The 25628-nt window shown below is 44.4% G+C and carries 16 protein-coding genes; 7 read left to right on the plus strand and 9 right to left on the minus strand.

What is annotated here, in order from left to right:
- Window positions 1-297: 297 nt before the first annotated feature.
- Complete coding sequence (locus tag JGK14_RS05765) at window positions 298-2577, minus strand: tetratricopeptide repeat protein (protein WP_293312847.1); 2280 nt, start codon at window positions 2575-2577, stop codon at window positions 298-300.
- Between the two features lie 197 nt (window positions 2578-2774).
- Entirely contained in the window at window positions 2775-2948 is a 174-nt protein-coding gene (locus JGK14_RS05770; RefSeq protein WP_293312849.1) for a hypothetical protein, read from the minus strand.
- A 52-nt stretch (window positions 2949-3000) separates the two neighbouring features.
- Between JGK14_RS05770 and JGK14_RS05775 the strand changes: the two genes are divergently transcribed.
- Together JGK14_RS05775 and JGK14_RS05780 are read left to right on the plus strand one after the other, a co-directional pair.
- Window positions 3001-3318: a hypothetical protein gene (locus JGK14_RS05775; RefSeq protein ID WP_293312851.1), complete on the plus strand. Its 318-nt coding sequence runs from the start codon at window positions 3001-3003 to the stop codon at window positions 3316-3318.
- 268 nt (window positions 3319-3586) lie between these two features.
- On the plus strand, window positions 3587-9034 hold the full coding sequence (locus tag JGK14_RS05780; protein ID WP_325314843.1) for a VWD domain-containing protein: 5448 nt from the start codon (window positions 3587-3589) through the stop codon (window positions 9032-9034).
- A 676-nt stretch (window positions 9035-9710) separates the two neighbouring features.
- Here JGK14_RS05780 and JGK14_RS05785 read toward each other — a convergent pair.
- The 4 genes from JGK14_RS05785 to JGK14_RS05800 form a co-directional block, all read right to left on the minus strand.
- Complete coding sequence (locus JGK14_RS05785; protein ID WP_293176982.1) at window positions 9711-10541, minus strand: S1C family serine protease; 831 nt, start codon at window positions 10539-10541, stop codon at window positions 9711-9713.
- A gap of 353 nt (window positions 10542-10894) precedes the next feature.
- On the minus strand, window positions 10895-11866 hold the full coding sequence (gene hemC, locus JGK14_RS05790) for a hydroxymethylbilane synthase (RefSeq protein WP_293176980.1): 972 nt from the start codon (window positions 11864-11866) through the stop codon (window positions 10895-10897).
- A gap of 737 nt (window positions 11867-12603) precedes the next feature.
- Entirely contained in the window at window positions 12604-13608 is a 1005-nt protein-coding gene (locus tag JGK14_RS05795; protein WP_293191440.1) for a hypothetical protein, read from the minus strand.
- 158 nt (window positions 13609-13766) lie between these two features.
- Window positions 13767-14327, minus strand: a complete 561-nt coding sequence (locus JGK14_RS05800) for a hypothetical protein (RefSeq protein ID WP_293176975.1) — start codon at window positions 14325-14327, stop codon at window positions 13767-13769.
- A gap of 192 nt (window positions 14328-14519) precedes the next feature.
- Here JGK14_RS05800 and JGK14_RS05805 point away from each other — a divergent pair, with 192 nt between their 5' ends.
- From JGK14_RS05805 to JGK14_RS05815, 3 genes are all read left to right on the plus strand, one after another.
- A complete protein-coding gene (locus tag JGK14_RS05805; protein WP_293216983.1) occupies window positions 14520-15605 on the plus strand; it encodes a T4 RnlA family RNA ligase in 1086 nt (361 codons plus the stop codon).
- A 106-nt stretch (window positions 15606-15711) separates the two neighbouring features.
- A complete protein-coding gene (locus tag JGK14_RS05810) occupies window positions 15712-16560 on the plus strand; it encodes a phosphatase domain-containing protein (protein WP_293176971.1) in 849 nt (282 codons plus the stop codon).
- Between the two features lie 141 nt (window positions 16561-16701).
- Window positions 16702-17268 (plus strand): Uma2 family endonuclease, encoded by a 567-nt coding sequence (locus JGK14_RS05815; RefSeq protein ID WP_325314844.1) that lies wholly within the window; start codon window positions 16702-16704, stop codon window positions 17266-17268.
- A 166-nt stretch (window positions 17269-17434) separates the two neighbouring features.
- Here JGK14_RS05815 and JGK14_RS05820 read toward each other — a convergent pair whose 3' ends face one another.
- Together JGK14_RS05820 and JGK14_RS05825 are read right to left on the minus strand one after the other, a co-directional pair.
- Window positions 17435-18970 (minus strand): mercuric reductase, encoded by a 1536-nt coding sequence (locus JGK14_RS05820; protein ID WP_325314845.1) that lies wholly within the window; start codon window positions 18968-18970, stop codon window positions 17435-17437.
- Between the two features lie 16 nt (window positions 18971-18986).
- Window positions 18987-19718, minus strand: a complete 732-nt coding sequence (locus tag JGK14_RS05825; protein WP_293176965.1) for a TVP38/TMEM64 family protein — start codon at window positions 19716-19718, stop codon at window positions 18987-18989.
- 200 nt (window positions 19719-19918) lie between these two features.
- Here JGK14_RS05825 and JGK14_RS05830 point away from each other — a divergent pair, with 200 nt between their 5' ends.
- The gene (locus tag JGK14_RS05830; RefSeq protein WP_293192337.1) at window positions 19919-20962 is read left to right on the plus strand and encodes an isochorismatase; all 1044 of its coding nucleotides are present in this window, start codon (window positions 19919-19921) and stop codon (window positions 20960-20962) included.
- A gap of 244 nt (window positions 20963-21206) precedes the next feature.
- Here the strand turns inward: JGK14_RS05830 and JGK14_RS05835 are convergent, their stop codons facing one another.
- Window positions 21207-22229 carry a cysteine peptidase family C39 domain-containing protein gene (locus tag JGK14_RS05835; protein WP_325314846.1) on the minus strand — a complete coding sequence of 341 codons (1023 nt, stop codon included), beginning with the start codon at window positions 22227-22229 and terminating at the stop codon, window positions 21207-21209.
- Window positions 22230-22712: 483 nt separating this feature from the next.
- On the opposite strand from JGK14_RS05835, the gene JGK14_RS05840 reads away from it, so the two are divergent.
- Entirely contained in the window at window positions 22713-25481 is a 2769-nt protein-coding gene (locus JGK14_RS05840) for a cation-translocating P-type ATPase (protein ID WP_325314847.1), read from the plus strand.
- Window positions 25482-25628 lie beyond the last annotated feature (147 nt).

Genomic DNA, 25628 nt, shown 5'->3' on the forward strand with positions numbered 1-25628 from the left:
CACAATGTTAACGTGCCGTGCAAAAAACAAGTATAAATCTGAGTTGCTGTGTGGCGAGACGTTATAAATCGGTGTCTCTACAAGAGTAAGTCCTAACCCAGAAACCCGGTTTCTTTAAGCTACCCGCGCGGGACACGGCTTAGCCTCAGTGCATAAAGATGCTCGCGTAGAATCTATAGGTGGCAAGATGTTTCATAATAGGTATTAGTTAAAGCTGCCAGTACAGGCTGTGGAGTAAATCTCAAATCTCAAATTTCAAATCTTTTTTAGAGTTAATTTTAAATCTCAAGTCTCAAATTATTTTAGACAATCGAGAACTTTATTCACTTGCTTAGGACTTTTCATTGCCTCGAATATTTTAATAGCTTTTTGCCAATGTTTTGCCGCTATTTCTAACTGTCCCAAGTCGCGATATGTCAAGCCAATGTAATAATTGCTAATCCCTAATTCGTACTTAGCACCAATTTTGGTATAAAATTCAATAGCTTGGTTTTGATATTTCAAAGACGCTGAAAAATCATTACTTTCTCGAAAAACGTCACCTAAAATATACCAGGCACGGGCGATGTCTGATGTAAAGTTGCAATTTTGTGCGATCGCCACAACTTGCTCTAAAGTTTGCTTAGCTTGTTCGTACTCGCCAATATGTTTTTGAGCTAAACCAGCCATATTCAAATCCCAGCAAGCTTGCCAAGGCGGAACACTTTCTAAAGGTTGTTGCAAGTGTCTTGTAGCTTCTTTCAATGCTGCTTTCGCCTCACTCGCTTGTCCTAAATAAGAGTGCAACAGAGCAACTTCGCAATAGCAACTATTTAGCCGAGATTGAATTGCAGGAGATACAGGAGATAAAGCTAGATTAAGTTTGGCCTGATAAATCGCTAATCCTAACTCGTATTCACCAGCAGCAATATAGCACAAACCCATATCACTAAAAGAGTTAAATTCTGTCCATTTATCGCCTTCACGCTTAGCAGCAAATTGAGCTTGGCGGTGATATTCTAAAGCTACTTCAAAACCATCCGCTAGTAGATAGGCGTGACAGTCACCGATGCAGCGATACAGACTTGCCTCCCGGTTAGGCGAAACTCGATTTACCAGTTTTTCTGCTAATTCTAGTGTTTGGCTGATGTATCCCCAAGATAAAAAATATAGAAATAATTCTTCTGGTAAAATAGGTATAGCAGGACGGCACAATACATCCCAAGCTGAATCATAATCTTCAATTTCTCGGAAATGATAATAAGCTTCTAAAACTTGCAAACCTAATTGAGGGGATTGAATGTGTTCTACACTAGAAAACCAATGTTGTGCGATCGCCCTTTGAGTTTGCTCCCATTCGCTGCTCTTTTGCAACTGATTCAAACCCGCCGCCCGAATTGCTGGGTGCATTCGGTATTTACCCCGATGTAATTGTAGCAAGGAATAGTCACACAACCGCCGCGTTACTTTCAATTGTTCTGCTGGTGTCACATCCCACAGCAAAGCTTTGATGCAAGTATCTGGCAACCATTCAATTTCTTGATACCGACAAGCTCCCAAACGACATAGCAAACGGTAAGCTTGATGAGAGTGAGCATTGAGGCGATTTAATTGATTGTTGATAAGAAACGAAAATGGATCTAGCTGCTGTAATTCTTGGCGGTTTTGTTGCCAAGCTTCGGCAATATCTCCATCATAATTATTTTGAATATCATTATACAGCACTTCCATTGCCAGAGCATTGCCTTTATAGAGTGCGTGCATTTCTTGCAGAGATTGTAAATCTTCTGAAGTTTTGGGATATTCAAAATATTGTTGCCATGCTTCTGGACTCAAGCCTGTTAAAGTGTGAGTTTGAACACCTCTGATGTCAGGTTCTTTTAATTTTTCTCTACTGGTGATCAGCGTGACTCCTTTGATTCTTGGATCGCTGAGTACCCGCAGCAATTCTACATAATTGCGGTATTCAGGTAAAAACATACCGTTGCGTAAAGCAGGCTCTAAGTTATCTATGAAAATTGCAACTTTGATTAGACGCAATTTTTTTTCTAGTAAGTTTAAACTAAGGCTAAAATCTCTGGGTGCATCTTCTTGAAAATCTTGTTGCAGCCAAGTCTGCACAAATGAATCGGCACTCCGCAAGTTTTCGGGAGTTAGGGCAATTTTCATATCTAAGATTTTTTCAAATTGGCAACTGGCCAAGTATTGCTGTGCTAAGGTAGTTTTGCCGATGCCGCCTTCTCCTACTACTATCAAAATTTTGAAATTTTCTGATGTCCATTTTTGGAGTTTAGTAATATCTGAAGTTCGTTCTACCCAGCGAGAATTTAATGGTTGTGGTTCTAGTTTCGTTGGGATTAATTCGGGCATGAATTGAAAAAACAATGACTGCAAATCTGACCAGCTAGAGCGCTTGTCGTCTCCTAAGCCAAATGCTTGATATGCTGTTGTCAAATGTTGGCGTACAGTTGCTTCTGATTTAATTTGGATAATTTTGGTGATTTGTTTATTGGGTGTTCCAGCTAGTTTTTGCTGTAAAACTTGTCGGCATTTGTTGCCTAATTTGTTGTAAATACTGATAAATTCTGCTTGATTCATGGGTGGTTTGCCTAGGTCAGTGCGATCTTAGGGGTGTGAACCCCTGGGATGTTTAAAAAAGTCGGATTTCCTAAGTGCGATCGCGTAGGGCAGCGAAATGTCAGAGGTTGGTGACTGCTGCGTGTGACTGCACAATTGTGAGTTTTGAATGTGTATTGATTTTACACTGAGTTACGGGTTAAAAAGTTATTCAATAATTAAATTTTTGCAAACACCATTTTGGAGGTAAGAAGTATGGAGTTTCTGGCGGATGGGAATTGTGCGGATGCAAGGCTGCTAATTGTTGTGCGATGCTGTGCGTCATCGTCTGCGACACTGGGAGCGATCGTGTAAATGATTGTTACAAAAGCTGGAACTATGCGTAAAAACATAGGGCTATTTCCGAAATCTATATAGAGGCTGAAATTTAGGGAGTAAAAAGCTATGAGATTGGTATCAAAGGATGCAGCAGGCGATCGCGATCGGAAAGCAGGCGACAGCAATAGTAAATCTAAGTCAACTCAGAAGGTGGAACCAAATATGTCATCATCGCACAACGTTCAAAGACATACTGTTAAACAAGTTTTTGACCAGGTTGAGAAGATTCTGGAGGAAACTTGGCAAGAAACTGGGTTTGGGAAGGTGACAATTGAAAGTGAAAGGGAAAAGACCAATGCGATTCGGGTAATTGTCAAGGGTTCGACTTATTATAAGTTCTTTATTGACGATGAAGAAGTTAGTAAGTGGAGTTCGAGGAAGTAAGTGCGATGTAGGATATTGACAAATCGACTAAGATGGTGTACCTTATCAATTTAAGGTGCATAAAGCAAAAGTGCATCTACGCTGCAAGGCTGAGAGAGCTGTCAGCGTTAAAGTTTGAATCATCTAAATAAACACAAAACCTAGTTCGAGACTGACGAGAGGCTCAGCGGTGGGCTGGGGAAGTGGTGATTTCGCATTATGTGCGATCGCCGCTTCTCCGGCTTTTTGTTTTTTGGCAAACAAATAGTTTTTTTGAGGAGATCGGATTATGAAATGGCTAACAGATGATGAGTTTTTCGGTACTGAAGTGGGTACGAGTGTCGAGGATCGCGCTTTGATTATGGGAAGTGCGATCGCGCAGACAGCCGCAGGCATCGCGCAGAATTCCCTCAGCATTTTTTCGACAACTCCAGATTTTCTGGCGCAGATGCAGGTAGCATTCGGCAATAGCTTTGATGTTGAGAAAGCAGTCAAGTTAGCATCAGCTTGGGCCCAGGGAGATTTTAGCGAATTTCCAGAGATTGAGATTCGTTCCGAAGCTGAGATTAATGGTGCTTTGGGTGCGTTTGCGGCTGCGACTGGGAAGATTTATCTGTCGCGGGAATTCCTTGCCAAAAATGCGGGGAATGTTACGGCGGTTGCGGGTGTTTTGCTGGAAGAGTTTGGGCATTTTGTTGATTCGCAGATTAATACTGTAGATGCGATCGGGGATGAGGGGGAGATTTTTTCGGATTTAGTTCAAGGTAAGGCGTTGAGTCAGGGGGAATTGGCGGGGTTGAAGGGTGAGGATGATTCCGCGATCGTTGTTTTGGATGGGGAATTGAGGGCGATCGAGCAGGCTGAATTGACGAGTAAGAAAGAAACCCTTGATTTTTTTGCTGGAGAGATTGAAGAATGGGGGGGTGGTAGTAGTTCAAATAGGTTTGAAAAGGAAATATTTAAGACACGAAATCCCAAAGAAGGAGAAAATATTGGAGGAAATGTTGACAATCTTTTTATTAAATATGACTGGGATTTACAGTCAGAAATAAAAGCTTCTATTTTTGCAACTCCAGGCAATTATGGAGAAGCAAAATTTTCTTACCCAGTCGATCTAGGTATACAAATTCCCAAAAATGTAGAACTCGGAGAAACTTTTTCCATCATACCAGGAGTCGGAACAAAAAGTGCATCTGCAAATTTTGAGTCAGACACACGAGGATTTGAGTTGCCAAATGCCGGTATTAAATTAGAGTTGAATTTAATAAAAGCTCAACTTGAAAACGTTGCAATAAAAGCTCCTTGGCGTACTTATGAATTACCTATCTCAGTAAATAGTAGTATAGGTCAAGGAGAATTAAGCTTTGATGTTATCAAGTATCCTGAAGGTAGCATAGACCTTCCAGGCGGTACAGGTACAATTAGCGTTTCGACACCTAAAATTGAAGACGACGGAATTAAGCCTGCGACGGCTCGCGATCAAAGCGACCCTGTACTGCCAGACATTGCTGCTTCTGGTAGATCGAATAGCATCATTGAATTAGAAGCTGATTTCGATAAGCTATTTGCTCTTACTTTTCCACCACTAGCAATCTTGGGTAATGAAGTAGAAGCTTCGTCTCCAGACGGAAGAGTTAAGGCAAAATTAAGTTACGATCTTTTAGACCTTAAAGGTAATTTGGGATTGGGGTTACAGCAAGATTTTACATTTGACCCTGAGAAAATAGAAGTCACGATGTCATTAGAAGGTCAAACTGAACAAAAGGGAACTTTAGGAAGCCTAACCAACAAATTTGAATTTCAAGCTCCCTCTCAAGGTTCAGGAATGTTAAAAGTCAAAGCAAAGTATGAACTTTTTGGCAACGTAAAAAACAATATCGGTGCTGTTATTCAGGGATCAATTAACGCTAAGGCTCTGCAAGCAGGAACAGAATTTGAAATTGGAAATTTTAAGGGGCAAGCTCAGTTTGGACCACTCTTATCAGTGGAATTACCTGAAGGTGGTGCTGCAACCGACCCATTTCCCCTAATTGGTAGTCCTCAAAGCAAGCCTACCGATCCCAAACCTCAATTCCCGATTTTAAAGACAATTGAAATCAGCGGTATAGGTGGTGTAGAACAAGATGATAAAAATCCTCAACCCAACCCTACCAAAAATCTAATAATTGAGAAGGAATACGAAATTCCTTACAACCTCCCATATTCCATCTCAGATGCGCGTGCAGATGAGGGAGAAAACCTAGTATTCACAGTATCCCGTAGTGAACCGTCAAATGAGCCAGTATTTTTGGTACTTGAATATGAAAACGACACAGCAAAGGCAGGTGAAGACTATTTCCCAGGTCAAAGATCGGTAACAATTCCAGCCGGACAAGTTAGTGCTGATATTACTGTACCAACTACCGGAGATGACAAACCAGAGTCAACCGAAACTTTTAAAGTTAAACTGAAAAAATCTGATGGTTCAAGTTTTGCTACAAACGATACTGTGTCTACAATTGATGCCACAGGCATCATCATCGACAACGACCAAAAACCTGAAAAGCCCAAAAATGGAGGCAAAACCTACAACGACCCTCGAATCGTCACCATCGACAAACAATATCACGACTTCCAAGCCGCTGGAGAATTCACCTTAATCGAATCAACAACCGGCGACCTAAAAATCCAAGTCCGACAACAACCTATTGGCAACAACCCCCGCAGCAACGTTTCCGACAACACCGCCGTAGCAACAGTTTTAGGTGGAAAACGCATAGGAATTTACAAAGACCAAGGACTTTTAATTGATGGCCAACCAACCCAAATTGCCAACGATGATGCACTTGCCATTGGAGACGGCCGCATCTATCGTGAAGGGAACACCTATACCGTTGTTTATCCTACAGGCGATCAATTAGTTGCAAAGGTAGGAAGTCGCGTCAATGTCGAGGTTTACTTAAAAGATGAACGCGAAGGCAAAGTTAAAGGACTACTCGGCAACTTCAACAAAAACCCCAAAGATGATCTAGCAAAACGCGATGGAACTGTAATTCCTGAACCAGTTTCCCAACAGCAACTTTACGGCGAATATGCTGATAGCTGGCGAGTCAATCAAGCTGAATCCTTATTCGACTACAATCCTGGGGAAAATACCAACACCTTTACCCTGCAAAATTACCCCCGCCAGAAAGTTAAAATCTCCGACTTAACCCCCGCAGATGTTGCAAAAGCCGAACAACTAATAGGCGATCGCATCAAAAATCCCACCACCCGCGAAGCTGCTATCATCGACCTCGTACTCACTAACTTCGATCCTGACATTCTTGAGGAAGCACTCAACGCACCAGATCCAGATAGCGTACTTGCGATCGCCTCCCCATTCACCGCCAACAGCGACTTTACCACCACCACCGTCAACACAGCAACAAAAATCGATATCTTAGCCAACGATAGCACCGCCAAAGACCCCCTCTCCATCAAAGAATTCAACACAAAATCCGTCGCCGGCGGCATCATCACCCTCGACAACAACAACACCCCCAACGACAAAACCGACGACAAACTCACCTACACCCCACCCCCAAACTTCACCGGCACCGATAAATTTAACTACCTCCTAACAGACGGCAAACAAATACAAGCCGCCACCGTTAATATCAACATCAACAGCCTCAAACTTGACAACCTTTCCGGCAATAACGGCTTCGTCCTCAACGGCACAGAAGCAGGTAACTTCTCAGGAGTTGCTGTTAGCAAAACCGGAGATATCAACGGCGACAAAATAGACGATATCATAGTCGGATCGTTCGGTGCCGACCCCAATAACGTCAACGCCGCAGGCAAAAGTCAAGTCATCTTTGGCAATCAAAAATTCCCCGCCAGCGTCAATCTTTCCCAACTCAACGGTCAAAATGGTTTCACCCTCAACGGCACCGATGCCGAAGGTTTCAGCGGCGGCACAGTCAGCAGTGCCGGCGATATCAACGGCGACGGCATCAAAGACTTTATTATTGGTGCCTTCGGTGCTACTGTCAACGGTCAAAATAATGCCGGAAAAACTTACATTGTCTTCGGCACAAACCAAGGATTTCCTGCTAACTTCAACCTCGCTAATTTGAACGGAAATAATGGTTTTGCCGTCACAGGAACCAACACCTTTGACTACGCCGGCCTCTTTGCCACTGGCATTAGCGATATTAATGGCGATCGCATTGACGACATACTCATCAGCGCACCCGGCCCCCTCGGTGGCACACCCGGTAAAAGCTACGTCATCTACGGCCGCACCACAGGTTTTTCTGCTAACTTAAACCTAGCTGAAATTAACAACAACAACGGCTTTGTTATTAACGGCATTGACGGCAATTCTAGCGGTACTGCCAGCAGCGGCGATATCAACGGCGACGGCATCCCAGACCTCGTAATTGGTGCAGATGGCGGCAACACCAGTGGCGGCATTAATGCAGGCAAAACCTACGTTATATTCGGTCAACCAGGAGGATTTACTGGTAGCGTCAACGTCCCAGAATTAAATGGAACTACCGGATTTGTCATCGCCGGTCTCACTCCCCAAGAACGTTCTGGAATTGCCCTTACCGCCACAGGAGATATTAACGGTGACGGCAATAAAGACTTGGTAATTGGAGCTCCAGGTGCGACAGTGGGCGATCGAATTAACGCAGGCAAAACCTACGTAATTTTTGGCAAAAAAGCAGCATTTCCTGTCATTGTCAACCCGGCTGACTTGAACGGCAGTAACGGCTTTATAATTTCTGGTTTCGATCCAGAAGCATCTGCCGGAAATGCCCTTAGCTATGCCGGAGATATCAACAAAGACGGGTTTGACGACTTGTTGATCGGAGCCTCCAGCGCCAACTCTGACAGCAAAAACAATGCAGGCAAAACCTTTGTAATTTTTGGGAAAAAGGAATTTCCAGCTAATTTCAATTTAGGACAAGCCAACGGTAAGAATGCCTTAGTTTTAAATGGAGTAGAAACCGATGGTTTAGTTGGCACTGCTGTCAGCGGTGGGGGAGATATTAACGGCGATGGCATCGACGATATAATCGTTGGCGCACCTGGCAGTTTATTTCAAGATTCTCCCGGCAAGAGTTATGCCGTTTTTGGTAGTCGAGGTTTCGGTTTTGCTAACCCGAATAATGGTTTGCAAGGCACGGTTCAAGATGATATTATCAATGGAACCCAAGCAGATGACACGATTTCCGGTCAACAAGGAAATGATAAAATCTTTGGCAATTCAGGTCAAGATGTGTTATCGGGAAATCTCAATGATGACTACTTAGATGGTGGAAAAGGGCAAGATATCCTAATAGGTGGAGATGGCAATGATACCCTTGTCGGCGGACTTGGCAATGATGTACTTAAAGGCGACAATGGTAATGATATCCTCACGGGAGTTGACATCAATGCCATTAACCCCGGAATTGAGGAAATTGACACTTTAACTGGTGGAGGTGGGAGCGATATTTTCGTCTTGGGAGATGTCAATAACACTTACTACGATAACGGCGATAGTGACTACGCGCTGATTACTGATTTTAATGCCAGTGAAGATAGTATTCAATTGCAGGGTAAAGCGGATGATTACCTGTTAGTTCCTTTCTCGCAAGCCAACCAAACTGGTACGGCAATTTACCGCAAAGATTCGGCTCAAAATGAATTGATTAGTATTCTCCAAGGAGGTGCAAATTTGAGTTTGACTGGTAATTATTTCAAATTTGTAGGGGCGGGTTAACCGATCGATTCTGTCACCCACAGATAATTTTTGTAAACCCGCCCGACCCCATCAATAACCCCGATTGACTTTAAATTGAATTTATTTTTGATTTCTGGGTTGGGTTGGGGCGGGTTTAGATAATTTGTCGATGGGTGTCAAATATCTAGGCGAACCCGCCCCTACAGGCCTGTAAAATCTGAAAATAATATATAATTTTAAATTGACTATACTAATCTTACAAAATCAAGTAAGTGAAACTACCTGATGATACCATTATTGCTGAGGCCAAAATAACTCAGTATTTGCTCAAGTTTTTATTACAAGATGATAAATCTTTATTTCTTGCACAAGCCAACTATACCCAAGACAACTAGAAAAAGACTTAAGAGAACAAATTTTGCCTCTAGATGCAACACCAAGCGAACAAACGCGCTATGGTAATAAGTATGAAATTCGCGGCACATTAACTGGCTTTAATGGAACTGTTTGACCAGTAGTGACTATTTGGATGACTGAGTTTCTATCGCAAAAAACCAAGTTTATTACCCTATAGCGTTGTCGGCGTTTATAAGGACTCAAGGGTTTACCTGTTAACTCATACTCAGTATATTATGCTGAAGTCAGCGATCGCCCTTTTCACATCTTTTCACAAAAAGTGCGATCGCCCGAATCACAGATTACCGACAACTAGCGACTATTCCTCATCAGGTTCACCCTCAAAAGTTTCTTCAAATCCAGCCAAGAAGTCATCCAATGCAACGGAGGCGATCGCCAAATTAATAGTATCAGCATCTTCCAACCCCCACGTATTCACCCCAACCACTTGACCGGCCATATTAATCAAGGGCCCGCCCGAATTTGCCGGATTAATCGCCGCATCCGTTTGCAACACCTTCACCTCGGCAATCTCATCCTCATCATCCTCGCCCACCTCATACTCTTCCGGTTCGCGAATTGCACTAATAATACCTTGAGTTACAGTTGCAGCAAACTGTCCCATAGGATTGCCCACAGCAATTACCCGATCGCCCACTTTGACATCAAAAGACAATTCTAGGGGAGGATATTCTTCGGGAGACTCCACTTGTTCCCCTGTTGCCGGATCGATGATAAAACCAGTAATCAACAGCAATGCTAAATCCTCTTCCGCATTACCTGTAAATACCACCTCTGCCATTCTCAACTTTCCGTCGTAAGTTTCCACTAAAACCTGTTCGACTTCATCTTCCTCGTAGAAGTAATCTTCATCGGCAATATCTTCGATAACGTGATAGTTAGTGACAATTACGTCAGGAGATACAAAAAAGCCGCTCCCGGAAGAAATTTCTTCTCCTGTATCCCAATCCATCACGTAAACTGAAACTACGGAAGGCAAGACTTGCTCGACGACATCGGAAAAGTTTCCTGTCTGAGTTTTAAACTCTTTCAATTGCTGCTGCAAAGCTTTCCGATCTGCCTGCATTTTGCGATAAAGTTGCTGAACTTTTGCCAATTCTAGCTTTAATTGAGTTTCCTGAGCGCTCATATTTTGCATTTCCCTGAAATAGGTTGTTGATTTATTGTCGATGTTTGATTGGAGATTTTGGATTGTATATTGACAATGATAGGGCTGATGCAAAGAAACCCAGTTGCTACGAAAAATCCTGGGCTTTACAGCAAGGTATCTATCCATAAACCGGGCTTCTCAACATCCTGCGGAGCATCCTAAATTAGTCAGATATTTGTGAATTTGGCAATTTTATTTAAAATCACCATCTAAAATCTACAATCAGACTGCTATTGTACCTGTCAAAACAAAAGCGAACCGCCAGTTATTTTTATTTTACCAAATGCGATAAATCGCGTCTCAAAGCCGTGAAAAACAGATGTCGATCGCATTTATGAACCGCGTTGAACTTCGACAAAGATTTCCTCTAAAATAACACTCGCTCCCTGGGCGCGCAGGCGGTGAGCGAGGTCTATTCCCAGCATTTCAGCAGTCTCGGCTGCGCCGGAAACAGTATCTTTGACGAATCGCTGGCCGTCGAGACTGGATACCATTCCAGTTAATGTTAATTGACCGTTTTCTATATTGGTATTGACGCCAATGGGTACTTGACAGCCGCCTTCTAATTCCCGCAGAAATGCGCGTTCAGCATGACATCTTTGGGCGGTTTCGGAGTGTTCGAGAGCTTTAATAACTTCCAGGATTTCTGGATCTCCGGCGCGGCATTCGATGCCCAAAGCACCTTGTCCGACGGCGTGGAGGGAGATTTCAGGATCGATAACTTGGTGGATGCGATCGCCCATTCCCAATCTTTCGAGTCCGGCAACTGCTAAAATAATCGCGTCGTAACCGCCATCATCTAATTTAGCGAGTCGAGTATTGAGATTGCCGCGAATATCTTTGAATACAAAATGAGGGAAATGGTGCCGCAGTTGAGCCAGCCTACGGAGGGAAGAAGTGCCGATTACTGCACCTTCGGGGAGGGTGTCAAGTTGCTTGTCTTTGTGCTTGGAGTGAACTACCAGGGCGTCAGCGGGATTTTCCCGTTCGGTGACACATCCTAATATTAAACCTTCGGGTAAGTTGGTCGGTAAATCTTTGAGGGAATGCACGGCAAAGTCCGTTTCACGGTTCAGCATTCCCGTTTCTAATTCTTTGGTGAAAAGTCCTTTGTCGCCGATTTTAGCGAGGGCGACATCAAGAATTATGTCCCCTTGGGTGGACATGGTGTGGACTTCAAAAGTGTGTTGCGGGAAGCGTTTCTGTAATTCTGCTTGCACCCAGTGGGTTTGAACGAGGGCGAGTTGGCTTTTGCGGGAACCGATGCGGACGGTTCGGGAAGGGGCAGATGTGGTTGGGGACATAAGATCGATCGCAGGATAGCTTGAAATGAGCCAGTATATTCACCTGATCTAGCGTACCGCAGGTGGGGACTTTAATTGCTGGTTGGGACAATTCGGGCGATAAAATAGTAATACCAGATATTGATCGGCAGCAGCGAGCTTTAAGGGTGTTTCCAATTTTGCGTTGGCTTGGGTGGCTTGAGTCGATCGGCATTTCGAGCCAAAGGCAGCCGAGGATGTATGATTTTCCTAGAGTTAATGCGGATGAACGCGGTAGAAGCCGGCGGCAGAGTTAGCTCAAAGGTGGCGGGATTTGGAGAGAGAAATATAGACAGGAGGGGAAAAGGGCGATGTAATTGCGATCGAACTTCTGAACCGGGCTAATAGAGTACCATCAAAAGTTAATTTATCAAATTACTAAAGTCATAAAACCATGAAAAATGCTCTTGATGTAGCCCGTTACTTTTTATGTCGTGTCGATCGCGAAACAAATGTAGGTTATTAAGGTACGTTGTTGCGCTTTAGCGCTCTTCTCTTGTCTATAAGACAATACGGTTTACTTAAGACTGCCCTGGGGGTAAAACCCTATGAAAAATAGATACTGCGTTGGCGAAGCCTGCCCGTTGGCGAAGCCGCCCTGAAAGGGCTAGGGCTTATGCTTCGTTCCTCTCTTCCGACCATCTTAAGTAAACCGTATTGGTCTATAAGAAAGAGCGCTAAAGCGCAACAACGTACCTAATACAAAATCGAAAATAGTATTAACGTTGTCCTGCTTGAAGTGCAGAATTTACCATCGCAACAACATCTGACTGCCGTCCGTTTTTGAGACTTACTCGATACAACACCCCCAGCCTTTGCCACTCAACAGAAGCAATGCAGTAATTACCGCAACTATTGAAATAAGTTCCCTTCATTCCGCCTGCTAATTCAATACTTCTGTAAGTATCTCTCGGCAATTGCGAAGGAGGCGAAATCGGTTCATCTCTTTTCGCTTCAATTGTGCCGAAAGTACAGGCTCCCCCGCGACATCCTTTGCCGAAATACATTCCAACAATGTAGCCGTGGGAGCCAGCTTTGATATCAAAATCAAGTTGCTGAGTATCCGATAGAGGAAGCATACTCGGCAGAAAAACTGGTACTCGTGTTTTGCCTTTGATTTGCCCAAAAATGTTACTTACAGGAAAACGAGTTTTAGCTTGATTTGTACCTGACTTATTGGGGATTGGGGGAAACTTTTGGACATAATCTCTCCACTGTAAAACTCTATTTTTAGCAACGTTCAGAGTGGGAATTGAATATTTTACAACTGCAAGAGAAGGGCGGCCGTCTTTTTGATCGAAGTTGCGGCGAATGACTGTATTTTCGAGTTTGCCTAATCCGTAAGTTATGGCGGTGGAACGGGCTTTCTCGCAGCTAATTTTGAAGATTCCCATGTCAATGTTGCCATTTTCGGCTTGGTAAGACCAATTGTAACCTTCAGAAGTGCGATCGCGATCGCACAAAAAACGCGAAATCTCGAACATCTTGGCAAGATGAACGTCGTAGGGGCGCAGCTTGCGGCTGCTGGTAGATTGTGCAGTATTGCGATCGGGCACAATAAATTGGATGGATTGCCAGCCATCTTTGGAAGTATAATTAAACCAGCGAATTTCTGTCACAGACACTTCTGGACGTGCTAACGCGGAGTTGGGCGTCAAAAGTGCGATCGGCAAAGCAGTCACCACACCAGCAAAAATCGCCCAAAATAGTCCTTTTCCCCTCATCCTGATTTCCCTGTAGACATCACAACCATTCTCTCTTGCTTCCCCAGCTTAACTGGTTTCAAGGCTCCCAAAATATATAATATTCTCTGTCATTGCGAGGAACGAAGCAATCGCCAGGACTAAAATTGCTTCGTTTCTCTACAAAATCGCAAATTATCTTAGCGTTTACCAGCTTGAATAGCAGAATTTGCAATCTTAATTAAATCTGCTTCACCTCCATTTCTAATGGCTAGAGTATACATAAAACCCTGAGTTTTCCACTCAAGATTAGCCGTACAGTAAGCCCCGCAACCGTCGTGAAAATTTCCTTTCACTCCGCCCGCAAGTTGAACAGTTTTTAATGTCTTAGTTACCCCTTCCATTTTAGTAGAAAACTCACCACCTTTTTGACCTCTAATTTCCCCAAAAGTGCAAGCGCCCGTACCTTTGCAATCTGCTGTAAACTCCATAGAAACAATATAGCTGTCGGGTTTACTTTGGGTTCGATAGTAAAGTTTCTGCGAAACAGGAACCAAGCTGGGGATAAAAATAGGTACTTGCGTTTTGCCTTTTAACTTTGGCAAAATTTCACTTACAGGCACGGCAGCATCAGCTTTAGCAACAGGCTTTGTTTCCGCCAGCATCTGCGGCAACTTGCCCGCACCGAAAACTTGCGATACAGGTACTAAAGCAGTCAATACGCACGCAGAAGTCGCCAAAAGTAATAATTTATTGTTCACTATTTTCGTCCTCAATGTCGAAACAGTCCAGTTTGGCACCCAAGCGTGTTCACTTAATTTACAACACAACTCCCAAATACAAAAGCCACAACAGGCATTCAGGAAAAAAGCAAGTTTAAATTTTCTTTACAAATGCACGGAAATATGCAATTTCCGATAAAATAGAGAAGGCGAGTAATTTAGGAGTCAAACGTGGAACTGCAAGAGTATTTACGCCAGCACGGATTAGAAACTTTGTGCGAAACTTATCATATCAAAGTTACCCGCCACCGCCAATATCCTCATCTAGTCTGCCTGAAATACTCGCAGATAGAATCCCCGCTGGGCGAAAAAATAGTCCAGCAGTGTCGAGGTATTATTTTAGATTCATCTCAAAACTGGGAAATAGTTTCTTATCCCTACGACAAATTTTTTAATTACGGGGAAGGCCACGCCACAGCGATTGATTGGAGTCACGCCAAAGTTTATGAAAAGTTAGACGGTTCTCTGACTGTACTGTATTTTTATCAGGGAGAATGGAGAGTGCAATCTAGCGGCACTCCCGATGCAGCGGGTGAAGTTAATGGTTTTGGATTTAGCTTTGCCGAACTGTTTTGGAAAGTCTGGAAAGAATTGGGCTATGAATTACCGGAAGCAACCGATGAGTGTTTTATCTTTGAGTTGATGACACCTTATAATAGAATAGTTGTTCAGCAAAAAAACAATGATATCGTGCTGCACGGGGTTCGCAATACTGAAACCTTGCGAGAAACAGATCCCCTTTTCTGGGCAAACAGATATGTCTGGAAAGTAGTCAATTCGTATCCTTTAACTAGCTGGAAAGAAGTTATCGAAGCAGCTCAACATTTAGATCCAATGGATTTAGAAGGGTATATTATCTGCGATGCTAACTTCAACCGAGTTAAGGTTAAGTCTCCGCAATATGTGGCGATTTCCCACCTTCGCGAAGGGTTTTCGACGCGGCGGATGATCGAAATTGTTTTGACTAATGAAGGAGAAGAGTTTTTAGCTTATTTTCCCGAGTGGATTGACTTGTATCAAAAAGTTAAGAGTAAATATGAATTGTTAGTTCAAGAAATCGAGGAGGTTTACAGACAGCACGAATCTATCGAAGTTCAGAAAGATTTTGCCTTGGCTGTGAAGCATTTGCCATATTCTGGGATTTTGTTTTCTTTGCGGGCTCGCAGGGTTGCGGGAGTGAAAGAAGCTCTCCGCGATGTTACGATTCATAAGATAGAGGAGTTATTGGGTTTAGATTATATCAATTTAGGTTTGTGAGGTTCGCAGAGAATCGGCGGTTGAAACCGCTACTACACAAACAAAGTCCGCCTCCGCGGACTAAAGAATTAAGTTGCAAATTACCAATTATCCATTACCCATTACTATGAAAAGAGTTATTGTACTTGTCGGCTTACCTGCTTCTGGAAAATCTCTATTTGCGAGAGAATTGCTGCTGTCTGAACCTGCAAGATGGGTGCGTAGCAATAAAGATTTACTTCGAGAAATGGCTCACGCTTCTCATTGGTCTCCGGCGAATGAAAAGTTTATTGTGCAGTTGAGAGATACGATTATTCTGATGGCTTTGGAAAGTGGCAAGCACGTGATTGTGGACGATACTAATTTCGGGCCGCATATCGAACATATCAAAGAGTTGGTTAAGGGTAAAGCCATCGTTGAAGTTAATGATTCTTTCCTGCAAGTTCCGGTGGAGGAGTGTATTAAACGGGATTTGAAAAGACTTAATTCGGTGGGTAAAGATGTGATAATGAAGATGTACAATAAGTACGTGCGGGTTCCGGTTGCGCCGCCGGAATATAACCCGGATTTGCCGGATGCAATTCTTGTAGATATGGACGGTACATTAGCGCTTCTCAATGGTAGAAATCCTTTTGATGCTTCAAAGTGCGATCGCGATTTACCGAATCAGCCTGTCCTAGATACCATCCGCAAGTGGCAGTCTAGCGTTAATATTATCGTAGTATCGGGCAGAACCGATGACTGTCAACCTCAGACTGAACAATGGTTGCGGCAATACGAGGTGAATTATGCAGGTCTCTATATGCGGAAAACTGGGGATATGAGGAAGGATGCGATTATGAAGGAGGAAATCTATCGGCAGCAGATTGCAGGGCAATATAATGTTAAGTTTGTATTGGACGATCGCCAGCAGGTGGTTGATATGTGGCGATCGTTGGGATTGACTGTATTTCAAGTAGATGAAGGGGATTTTTAACGAAGGATGGATTCGGGCGATAAATCGCCCTGGCCGTGATGCTACAATCGAAGTAAGATTGAATCCAAATTTTACCTGTCAACTGTCAACTGTCAACTGTCAACTGTCAATATGATAGCTATTCCCCAACAACCCCCAAGGATGACCTTCGAGGAATATCTCGAATGGGAAGCGCAACAAGACATTCGCTACGAATATGTCAACGGCGAAGTCTTTGCGATGACTGGCGGTACAATTCCCCATAACGATCTTGCACTTAATTTTTACACGGCTGTGCGCCCTCATCTGCGTTCTAGAGGTTGTCGCGCGAACGTGTCAGATGTTAAATTGCAAGTCAGTCCTCGCAGCCGTTACTATTACCCGGATGTGATAGTTAGTTGCGATCCTGAAGATATGAATGCGCGCAAGTTTATTCAACATCCGAAACTAATTGTGGAAGTTCTCTCGCCCGGTACAAGTGGTAAGGATCGGGATGAAAAATTCACGGCTTACCTGAAAATTCCGACTTTACAAGAGTATATCTTGATTGATTCTGAAAAAATCTCCGTTGAACGTTACTGTCGGGGTGAGGGTAAAATGTGGCTTTACTATTCTTATAGTGCTGGAGAGATTGTAACTTTGTCAAGCATTGAATTTGAATTGGCGATCGAACTTTTGTATGAAGGTGTTACTTTTGAAATAGAAACGGAAACAGAAACTGAAAAATAGGCTATTTCACATTTAAATTGCATATTCGGGACGGGCTAGAAGCCCATCCCACAAGAAACATCAACATACATAATTTGTTTCACCTTTAACTTTTATGTTTCGGACGGGCTAGAAGCCCATCCCACAAGATTAGATACAATTTGTGCGTAAATTATAATGGCATTTTTTACCGCGTCCAAGCCAGCCATTTATTGAACAAATTTTTTACAAACGGAGTCAAGCGAGTACGATTGTAAGCATCTCCTGCTTTCCGAATTGCTTCGGCTTGCGTCGGATACGGATGAATGACACTAGCAATCTTTCCTAAACCAATATTGTTTACCATTGCTAAAGTAATCTCGCTAATCATATCTCCCGCGTGTCGCGCCACAATAGTTGCACCTAATATTTTATCGCTGCCTTTCTTGACGTGAATTTTCACAAAACCTTCATCTTCACCATCTATAATTGCTCTATCGACTGTATCGAAAGGAATCAAAAACGTATCGACATCAATCCCCGCGGCTTGCAATTCTCGATCGCCCATTCCGACGCGCGCCACCTCTGGGCTAGTATAAGTACACCAAGGTATCGTCAAGGCGCTGAGCTTTTTGCGCCCGAAAAATAGGGTGTTTTGGATGACCATTCTGGCGGCAAAATCAGCAGCATGGGTAAATTTATCCTTCATACAAATGTCACCGGCGGCGTAAATGCGGGGATTGGTTGTTTGCAAATTGTCGTTGACAAAGACGCCTTTTTCTGTATCGTACTCCACGCCGACAGTTTCTAGGTTCAATCCTTCCACGTTTGGCGATCGCCCTACGCTGACAATAATCTCATCTACCGTTACCGACGCTTCCTTACCTTGAGATTGATAATAAACTACTTTGCCTGCATTTGTTTGTTCAACGCGCTCTATTTTTGAGTCTAAAATTAATTGAATATCTTCCCTGACAAAAGCTTCCTGCACAATGGTAGCAGCATCGACATCTTCCTTGTCCAAAATCTGAGCATTTTTGTGCAGCAACACGACTTTGCAACCCAGGCGCCGAAAAGATTGGGCTAATTCGCAGCCGATCGGCCCACCGCCAATTACCGCCAAACGCTGAGGTTTTTCTGTGAGGTTAAATACAGTTTCATTTGTCAAATATCCAGCTTCCTTCAAACCGGGAATTTGCGGTTCTAGCGCCCTTGCGCCTGTGGTAATTACTGCTTTTTTGAATTTAAGAGTTTGACCTGCAACTTCTATGGTAGAATTGCTAGTAAAACTACCGGAACCTAAGAAAACATCGACTCCTAATTTGTGCTGGTAGCGATCGACTGAATCGACATCGCTGATTCCCGCCCTAATCCGGCGCAGCCGTTCCATCACAGCAGCAAAATCCACTTCTGCACTGTTAGGAACATTAACACCAAATTTACTCGCATTCCAGATATCGCCGACAGCGCGGGCCGATCGAATTAAAGCCTTTGACGGGACACAACCGACATTCAAACAGTCGCCACCCATCAAATGTTTTTCAATCAAAGCAACTTTCGCACCCAAACCTGCGGCGCCCGCAGCCACAATTAATCCGGCGGGCCCGGCGCCAATTACTACTAAGTTGTAGCTGCTAGCGGGCTGCGGGTTTACCCAATCCGGCGGATGCAAGTAGGAGACTAATTTTTGGTTGTATTCGTCCATCGGGGGGACTGTTACGCGATCGACTTTTGACTGCGACATGAGCAAATCTTCCTAATTAAATAGTTTCATCTAAAGCTTTGCGAGCAATCCTAGTTATATAGACGGTGACGGCGACAGCAGCCGTAAAACTGATGGTATTAATCAACCATTTTACAAGTTCGGCTTGAGGATTTGCAGGCTGATTTACCGTACATATAGCAGCAATATTTCCTACCAAAGAACCTGAGTAAACGTACATCACGGTTCCCGGAATCATGCCGGAGGAACCTAATACATAATCTTTCAAAGAAACCTGAGTAATCCCCAAAGCGTAATTCAATAAATTGAACGGAAATAAAGGACAAAGACGAGTTAAAAAGACTATTTTTAATCCTTCTTTAGCAACGGCGCGATCGAGGGCTTGAAACTTTGGGTGAGCTTCCATATATTTTACCACGCGATCGCGCGACAGGTATCGCCCGATCAGAAAAGCAAAGGTCGCCCCTAGGGTGGCGGCGATTAACACGTATATCGAGCCCCACCACAGCCCAAACAGCACGCCGCCTCCCAAGGTCAGCACGGAACCAGGTATAAATAGTATCGTAGCGAAGTTGTAGGTAGCGATAAAGGCGATCGGGCCCCAGACGCCTAAATGCTCGATTTGGATTAAAACAGCTCTTAACAGTCCTTGAACGTAGGCGGATCTAGTTGCTACAATTAACAGAGGGACTGCAAGGGCGATCGACAAAAACAACAATCTGCTTTTAAAAGTATAGCTGCTAGAAATCTGACTTGCTTCTGGCTCCATAATTGACCGATAAATAAATAGATACCAGCATTATATAGCAGTTGTTAACTTACCAGAAAGAATTGGTTGAAAGCCTCTCCCCTTGAGGGAGAAATTAAAATCAGAATATTCATTACTCCAATCCTCTTCCTTCTAGGTAGAGGTAGCTCTCAAACTGTCAACTGTCAACTGTCAACTGTCAACTGTTGAACATATCAACCATGACCACAAAAACACAACTCCCAATTCCAGAATATTTCGATGCCCATAAAATCAGTCAAATCTGGCGAGTTCCCTATCAAGAAAGAGCGAATGAAGCTAATAATTGGGCTTTAAAACATAGTATTCAGCCAGCAGCTAGCGACGAAAAGCGAATTTGTTTGCTAATAATTGATGCCCAAAATACATTTTGCGTACCGGAATTTGAACTATTTGTCGGCGGGCGTTCCGGTAGCGGTGCTGTTGATGACAACCTGCGCCTATGCGAATTCATCTACCGCAACTTAAACGCAATTACCACGATTGCGCCGACAATGGATACGCACACCGCCATGCAAATTTTTCATCCCATATTTTGGATCGATGATGCAGGCGAAAACCCCATTCCCGCCGCCACATTAATTACTCTGGAAGATGTGCAGCAAGGAATTTGGAAAGTCAACCCAGCCGTCGCCGATAGCATCGCGGGTGGGAATTATGCGGAACTACAAAAACACTGCCTTCACTACGTACAGAAACTCAGCGACAATGGCAAATTTCCCTTGACAATTTGGCCGTATCACTCGATGCTGGGTGGGATTGGACACGCCCTGGTTTCTGCGGTGGAAGAAGCGATATTTTTTCACAGTATGGCGCGCCACAGTCAAGCACTTTTTGAGATTAAAGGTGGGAATCCCTTAACTGAAAACTATTCGGTTTTGCAGCCGGAAGTCTTAGATGGGGCCGACGGAAATCCGATTGCTCATAAAAATGCTGGGTTTATTGATAAGTTGTTAGAGTTTGATGCGGTAATTATTGCGGGACAAGCGAAGAGTCATTGTGTTGCTTGGACGATTGATGATTTGTTGACTGACATTGTGGCGCGGGATTCTATGTTGGCTAGGAAGGTTTATTTGTTGGAAGATTGTACTTCGCCGGTGGTTGTTCCTGGTGTTGTTGATTTTACTGAACAAGCAGATGCGGCTTTTTTAAGATTCGCGCAGGCGGGGATGAATGTGGTTAAATCTACTCAGTCAATTGATAGTTGGGCTGGTATTTGTTTGTGAGATATTTGATGAATGCTATGATACAATACGCTTAACTGAAAACCGATTCCCCTAACCCCCCCCCTTAAAAAACAGGGTGGTTTTATTGTCGTTAGACAAATTAGGTACGTAGTTGCGCTTCAGCGCTCTTTATAATATTAGGAAAGAGCGCTAAAAGCCCGGGTTTTTCGTGAGGATTTCAGTCCTCAAAAACTTAAGAGGACTGAAGTCCTCACTACAAACTTGAGCGCGGTATTTTTTATAACTATTTTCCATCCAATCTCGGCACTCCTTCCAAGAAAGGGCCGCTCAACATTAACTCAGTCATTCTATCTAATTTGCCGCTGACTTTCATTTTTTTGTCTGTTTGAAATCGCTCGATGTCTGCTGGCAAATTACCAGAATTATATCCTAACTTAGTCAAATAATCAACAGCCTGTTTGTCACTTAACAACATATCCGTAGCACGAAAAATCGGCACGTACTCCTCCCGCCAAATCATGGCAAAAGTCGCCCTGTCTAAATAGAAAATCCTGCCCCGCGCCGGATCTCCAATCGCTGCTACACTGTCATTCATTCCCAGCAAAGCCACGGCGTGCGGTAACTTCCGAGGGCCGTCAAACAGCCAAACCGATAACACTCCAGGGCGATTAATTTGCTGAATTTGCTCCCAAGTCGGCCGCAGTTCCACTGCACTTACACCCAAAGCCCTCGCTGCTACAATCAATTGTGGCATCGAAGTACCCAAGAGACTTGTGCCCGCCAAACGCGCTACGCTTGATTCCGTCGCCTCGATTCCCCAACGCCTCAACACGGTTGCTAGCGCCGCCGGTGCACAACTGCTGCTAGATGTTTGCCGAAATACACCGTTTGGCTGCAAATTATCGATTAAATCAGCGTAAATTGGCTCCAAAAAATAGGATTCAGCGCTTGTAAATCCTCCCAATCCCAACAAGCCAATTAAAATTACTGCGATTACTTGCGATCGCGCCGTCAACCAACTTACAGTAAACCCAATACCGCAGACTCCCATCAGCATCACCCGCAGCAGAGTCCAAGTTACTCGCATCCCATGGAATCGCCACTCGATCGGCAAAACAGGCATTTGAGGCAGATTTAACGCCAGCAGCAGCAAGCCAAAGTAAAAACCCAAAAACAGCAGGGCGATCGAGTTTCGGCCCTTAAACAGATCGTTAGCCGTCACTCCCGATCGCACTAACGCCTTTCCTGCGCGCATTCCCCAGACAAACAGCGCCGAACCCAGCAGCAGCGTTACCACTATTTCCATGAGATCACAATTTTGTTCCTTAGCCTAGGTTGTAACACGCGCGCACTCGCGATCGCCCGTGGGCGCAGGGCGACAGTCGGAAAATCTCACAGCAGAAAACTGCCAAATAAACAAGACAAGGAAGACATATACCAGTGGATAGTTGACAGTTACAGAGTACGGAAATCAAACTGTTTATGCTAAATAGTTCAGGAATCTATACAACCTAAAACTTGCCATCTGTCAAGAAGTTGAGTAGCTTTTTTTACCTGTTCGGAAAACTCCCAAAAAAGATTTAGCACCGAAAAGAATTTCCCAAACCAATTGGCAAAGACAGACACATCTGCTGTAAGATAGATTGAAGTCAAAACGCCTTCAAACAATTAATCAACCCTCTTGTCGCTCAATATATTCACGCTCCAACGAGCGAGGAGTTGTATTGAGCGCGCTGATTCAATATCGATAAAAGAAAGCTCGCCAAACAACAAAAATCCAGGAAAAATTATGCCAGCAAAAGCCGCCAACGATGTAGACGTAGCAGAGCAATATTGGCACTACTTAGAAAGATCCAAAGTTGCAACTCAATTAGAAACCAATCTGGAAAACGGTATCGATCCAGCAGAAGCAGCCAGTCGCCAACAAAAATTCGGGCCAAACGAACTAACAGTTAAAGCAGGGAAACCAGCCTGGTTAAAATTTATACTGCAATTTAACCAACCCCTCCTGATAATCTTACTGAGTGCCGGTTTAATCAAAGCACTGATTGGAGAATGGCTGAATGCCAGCGTAATTTGGGGCGTAACAACTACCAACGCTATTATCAGTTTCATCCAAGAAGCTGGGGCTGAGAAAAAAATCGATGCCCTAGCTAAAGCTGTTACCACAGAAGCCACAGTCATTCGAGGTGGCAAGAAATTAAGAGTTCCCTCAAAAGAACTTGTTGTGGGCGACTTAGTAACCCTGACTTCCGGTGACAAAGTACCGGCAGATTTGCGATTGATTAAAGTGCGCGATTTGCAAATAGATGAATCTGGACTTACAGGCGAATCCGTTGCTGTTGAAAAACAACTCGGACAGGCGGGAAACTTGGTTTTGCCAGAAGAAACGCCGCTCGCAGAACGCGATAACATGGCCTATGCTGGCAGTTTTGTTACCTTCGGCCAAGGTAGCGGTATCGTAATTGCGATCGCCAATAAAACCGAAACCGGCAAAATCTCCCAATTGCTCGATCGCCACATCGACCTCACCACGCCCCTCACCCGCAAATTTAATCAATTCAGTCAAAACTGGCTGCTATTTGTCCTCGCAATGGCAACCTTGACCTTTGCAGTGCGTTTAGGGCGACCAGTCCCAGCCGGAGTTTCAGCCTTTAAAGAAGCAGTCGAACCAGCAGTCGCCCTCATCGTCGGCGCCATCCCCGAAGGCCTCCCCGCCGTCATTACCGTCACCCTCGCCGTCGGTGTTTCCCGGATGGCCGCCAAACACGCGATCGTCCGCAAACTCCCCGCAGTAGAAACCCTCGGCGGCGCCACAGTCATTTGTTCTGACAAAACCGGAACTTTGACAGAAAATCAGATGACAGTGCAAGAAATCTATTCTGGTGGCAAATCCTACTCCGTTACAGGTACAGGTTACAGTCCAGAAGGCGACATTGAACTCAACCAACTACCAATTAGTGTCAATCAATCTCCAGCTTTGCAAGAATGTTTGCAAGCCGGAATGATCTGCAACGACTCTCACTTAGAATTCAAAGATAACGATTGGATTGTCGTCGGCGATCCGACAGAAGGAGCTTTAATTGCAGCAGGTAAAAAAGCAGAACTCAGCCAGCAAGTCTTGGAAAAATCCATGCCGCGCCTCGATTCAATTCCCTTTGAATCTCAGTTTCAATACATGGCGACACTGCATCGAACTCCGACAAGCGACAAAATTTTGTATGTCAAAGGTTCCGTCGAATCAATTCTCACCCGCTGCGGTTCCAGTCTCGACACTGAAGGAAATTCGACAGAAGTCGATCGCCAGCAAATCCACCACCAAGTCGATGCAATGGCCGATCAAGGCTTGCGCGTCCTAGCTTTTGCTAAAAAAATCGTTCCCCACGAACAGGGATCCGTTGCTCACTCAGACGTAGAATCAGGGCTAGTTTTCCTCGGACTCCAAGGCATGATCGACCCGCCGCGGGCCTCTGCGATCGCCGCCGTCCAAGCCTGCCAAACCGCCGGCATTCAAGTTAAAATGATTACCGGCGACCACATCGCTACCGCCAGGGCGATCGCCCGCCGCATGGGATTCCGCAAAACCAAACACAATAGAGAACTTGTAGCCTACACCGGCGCCCAACTCGCCGCCATGGACAAAAATGCCCTCGCCGAAGCCGTAGAAGCCGGCTCAGTTTTTGCGCGCGTCGCCCCAGAACAAAAACTGCGCCTCGTAGAAGCTTTGCAGCAAAAAGGCGAAATTGTGGCGATGACAGGAGACGGCGTTAACGACGCCCCCGCCCTCAAACAAGCCGATATCGGCATCGCAATGGGTAGCGGTACGGAGGTTTCTAAGGAAGCCGCCGACATGATTTTGACCGATGATAACTTTGCGTCGATCGAATCTGCGGTAGAAGAAGGGCGATCGGTCTACAAAAACCTACTTAAATCCATCAGCTTCATTCTCCCAGTCAACGGCGGAGAATCAATGACAATTTTGCTCAGCACTCTACTCGGCCGAGAATTGCCGATTTTGTCGCTACAAATCCTCTGGCTGAATATGCTCAACTCGATCACCATGACTGTGCCCCTTGCTTTCGAGCCCAAGTCTCCCGGAGTGATGAAACAGCAGCCGCGCCCAGTCAACGAACCTTTCCTGACTGAAAATCGGATCAAACGCATCTTAGCTATTTCTCTGTACAATTGGACAATAATTTTCGGAATGTTTGAATGGGTGCGTCAAGCCGATTGGGGAACTTTGCCACTAGCCCGAACAATGGCGATTCAAGCTTTAGTAATGGGCAGAATTTTTTACCTACTGAGTCTCAGCCAATTGTTACCTTCTTTGATGGCTAAATTTAGCGGTTCTCAGGAAAAAGTTAGCGGAGCTCCCGCCCTCGGTGTCGGCATTGTCGTAGCTGTAATTTTGCAGATTATCTTTGCTAATTCTCCGTTTATCAATCGCATCTTCGAGACAGCTCCAATGAACCTAGATCAGTGGCTGATTTGCTTCGGCGTCGCCCTACCAATGATCGGTGTTGCGCTATCTGTCAACCGCTTCGATCCGCCCAATTAACAGTACCGGGCTTTCAGAAACCGGGTTTCTTGAAGAACCCCGGTTTCTCGGTTTTATATCAATTCCGGTTGATTCGTTTTTGTATAATTTGCGATCGGGTAGGGGCGGGTTTTACCAACCATAATTGTTAAAAACTAAGCATCTCGT

This window comes from Microcoleus sp. PH2017_28_MFU_U_A (genome assembly GCF_020738035.1).
In the GTDB taxonomy this organism is placed as follows: Bacteria; Cyanobacteriota; Cyanobacteriia; order Cyanobacteriales; family Microcoleaceae; genus Microcoleus.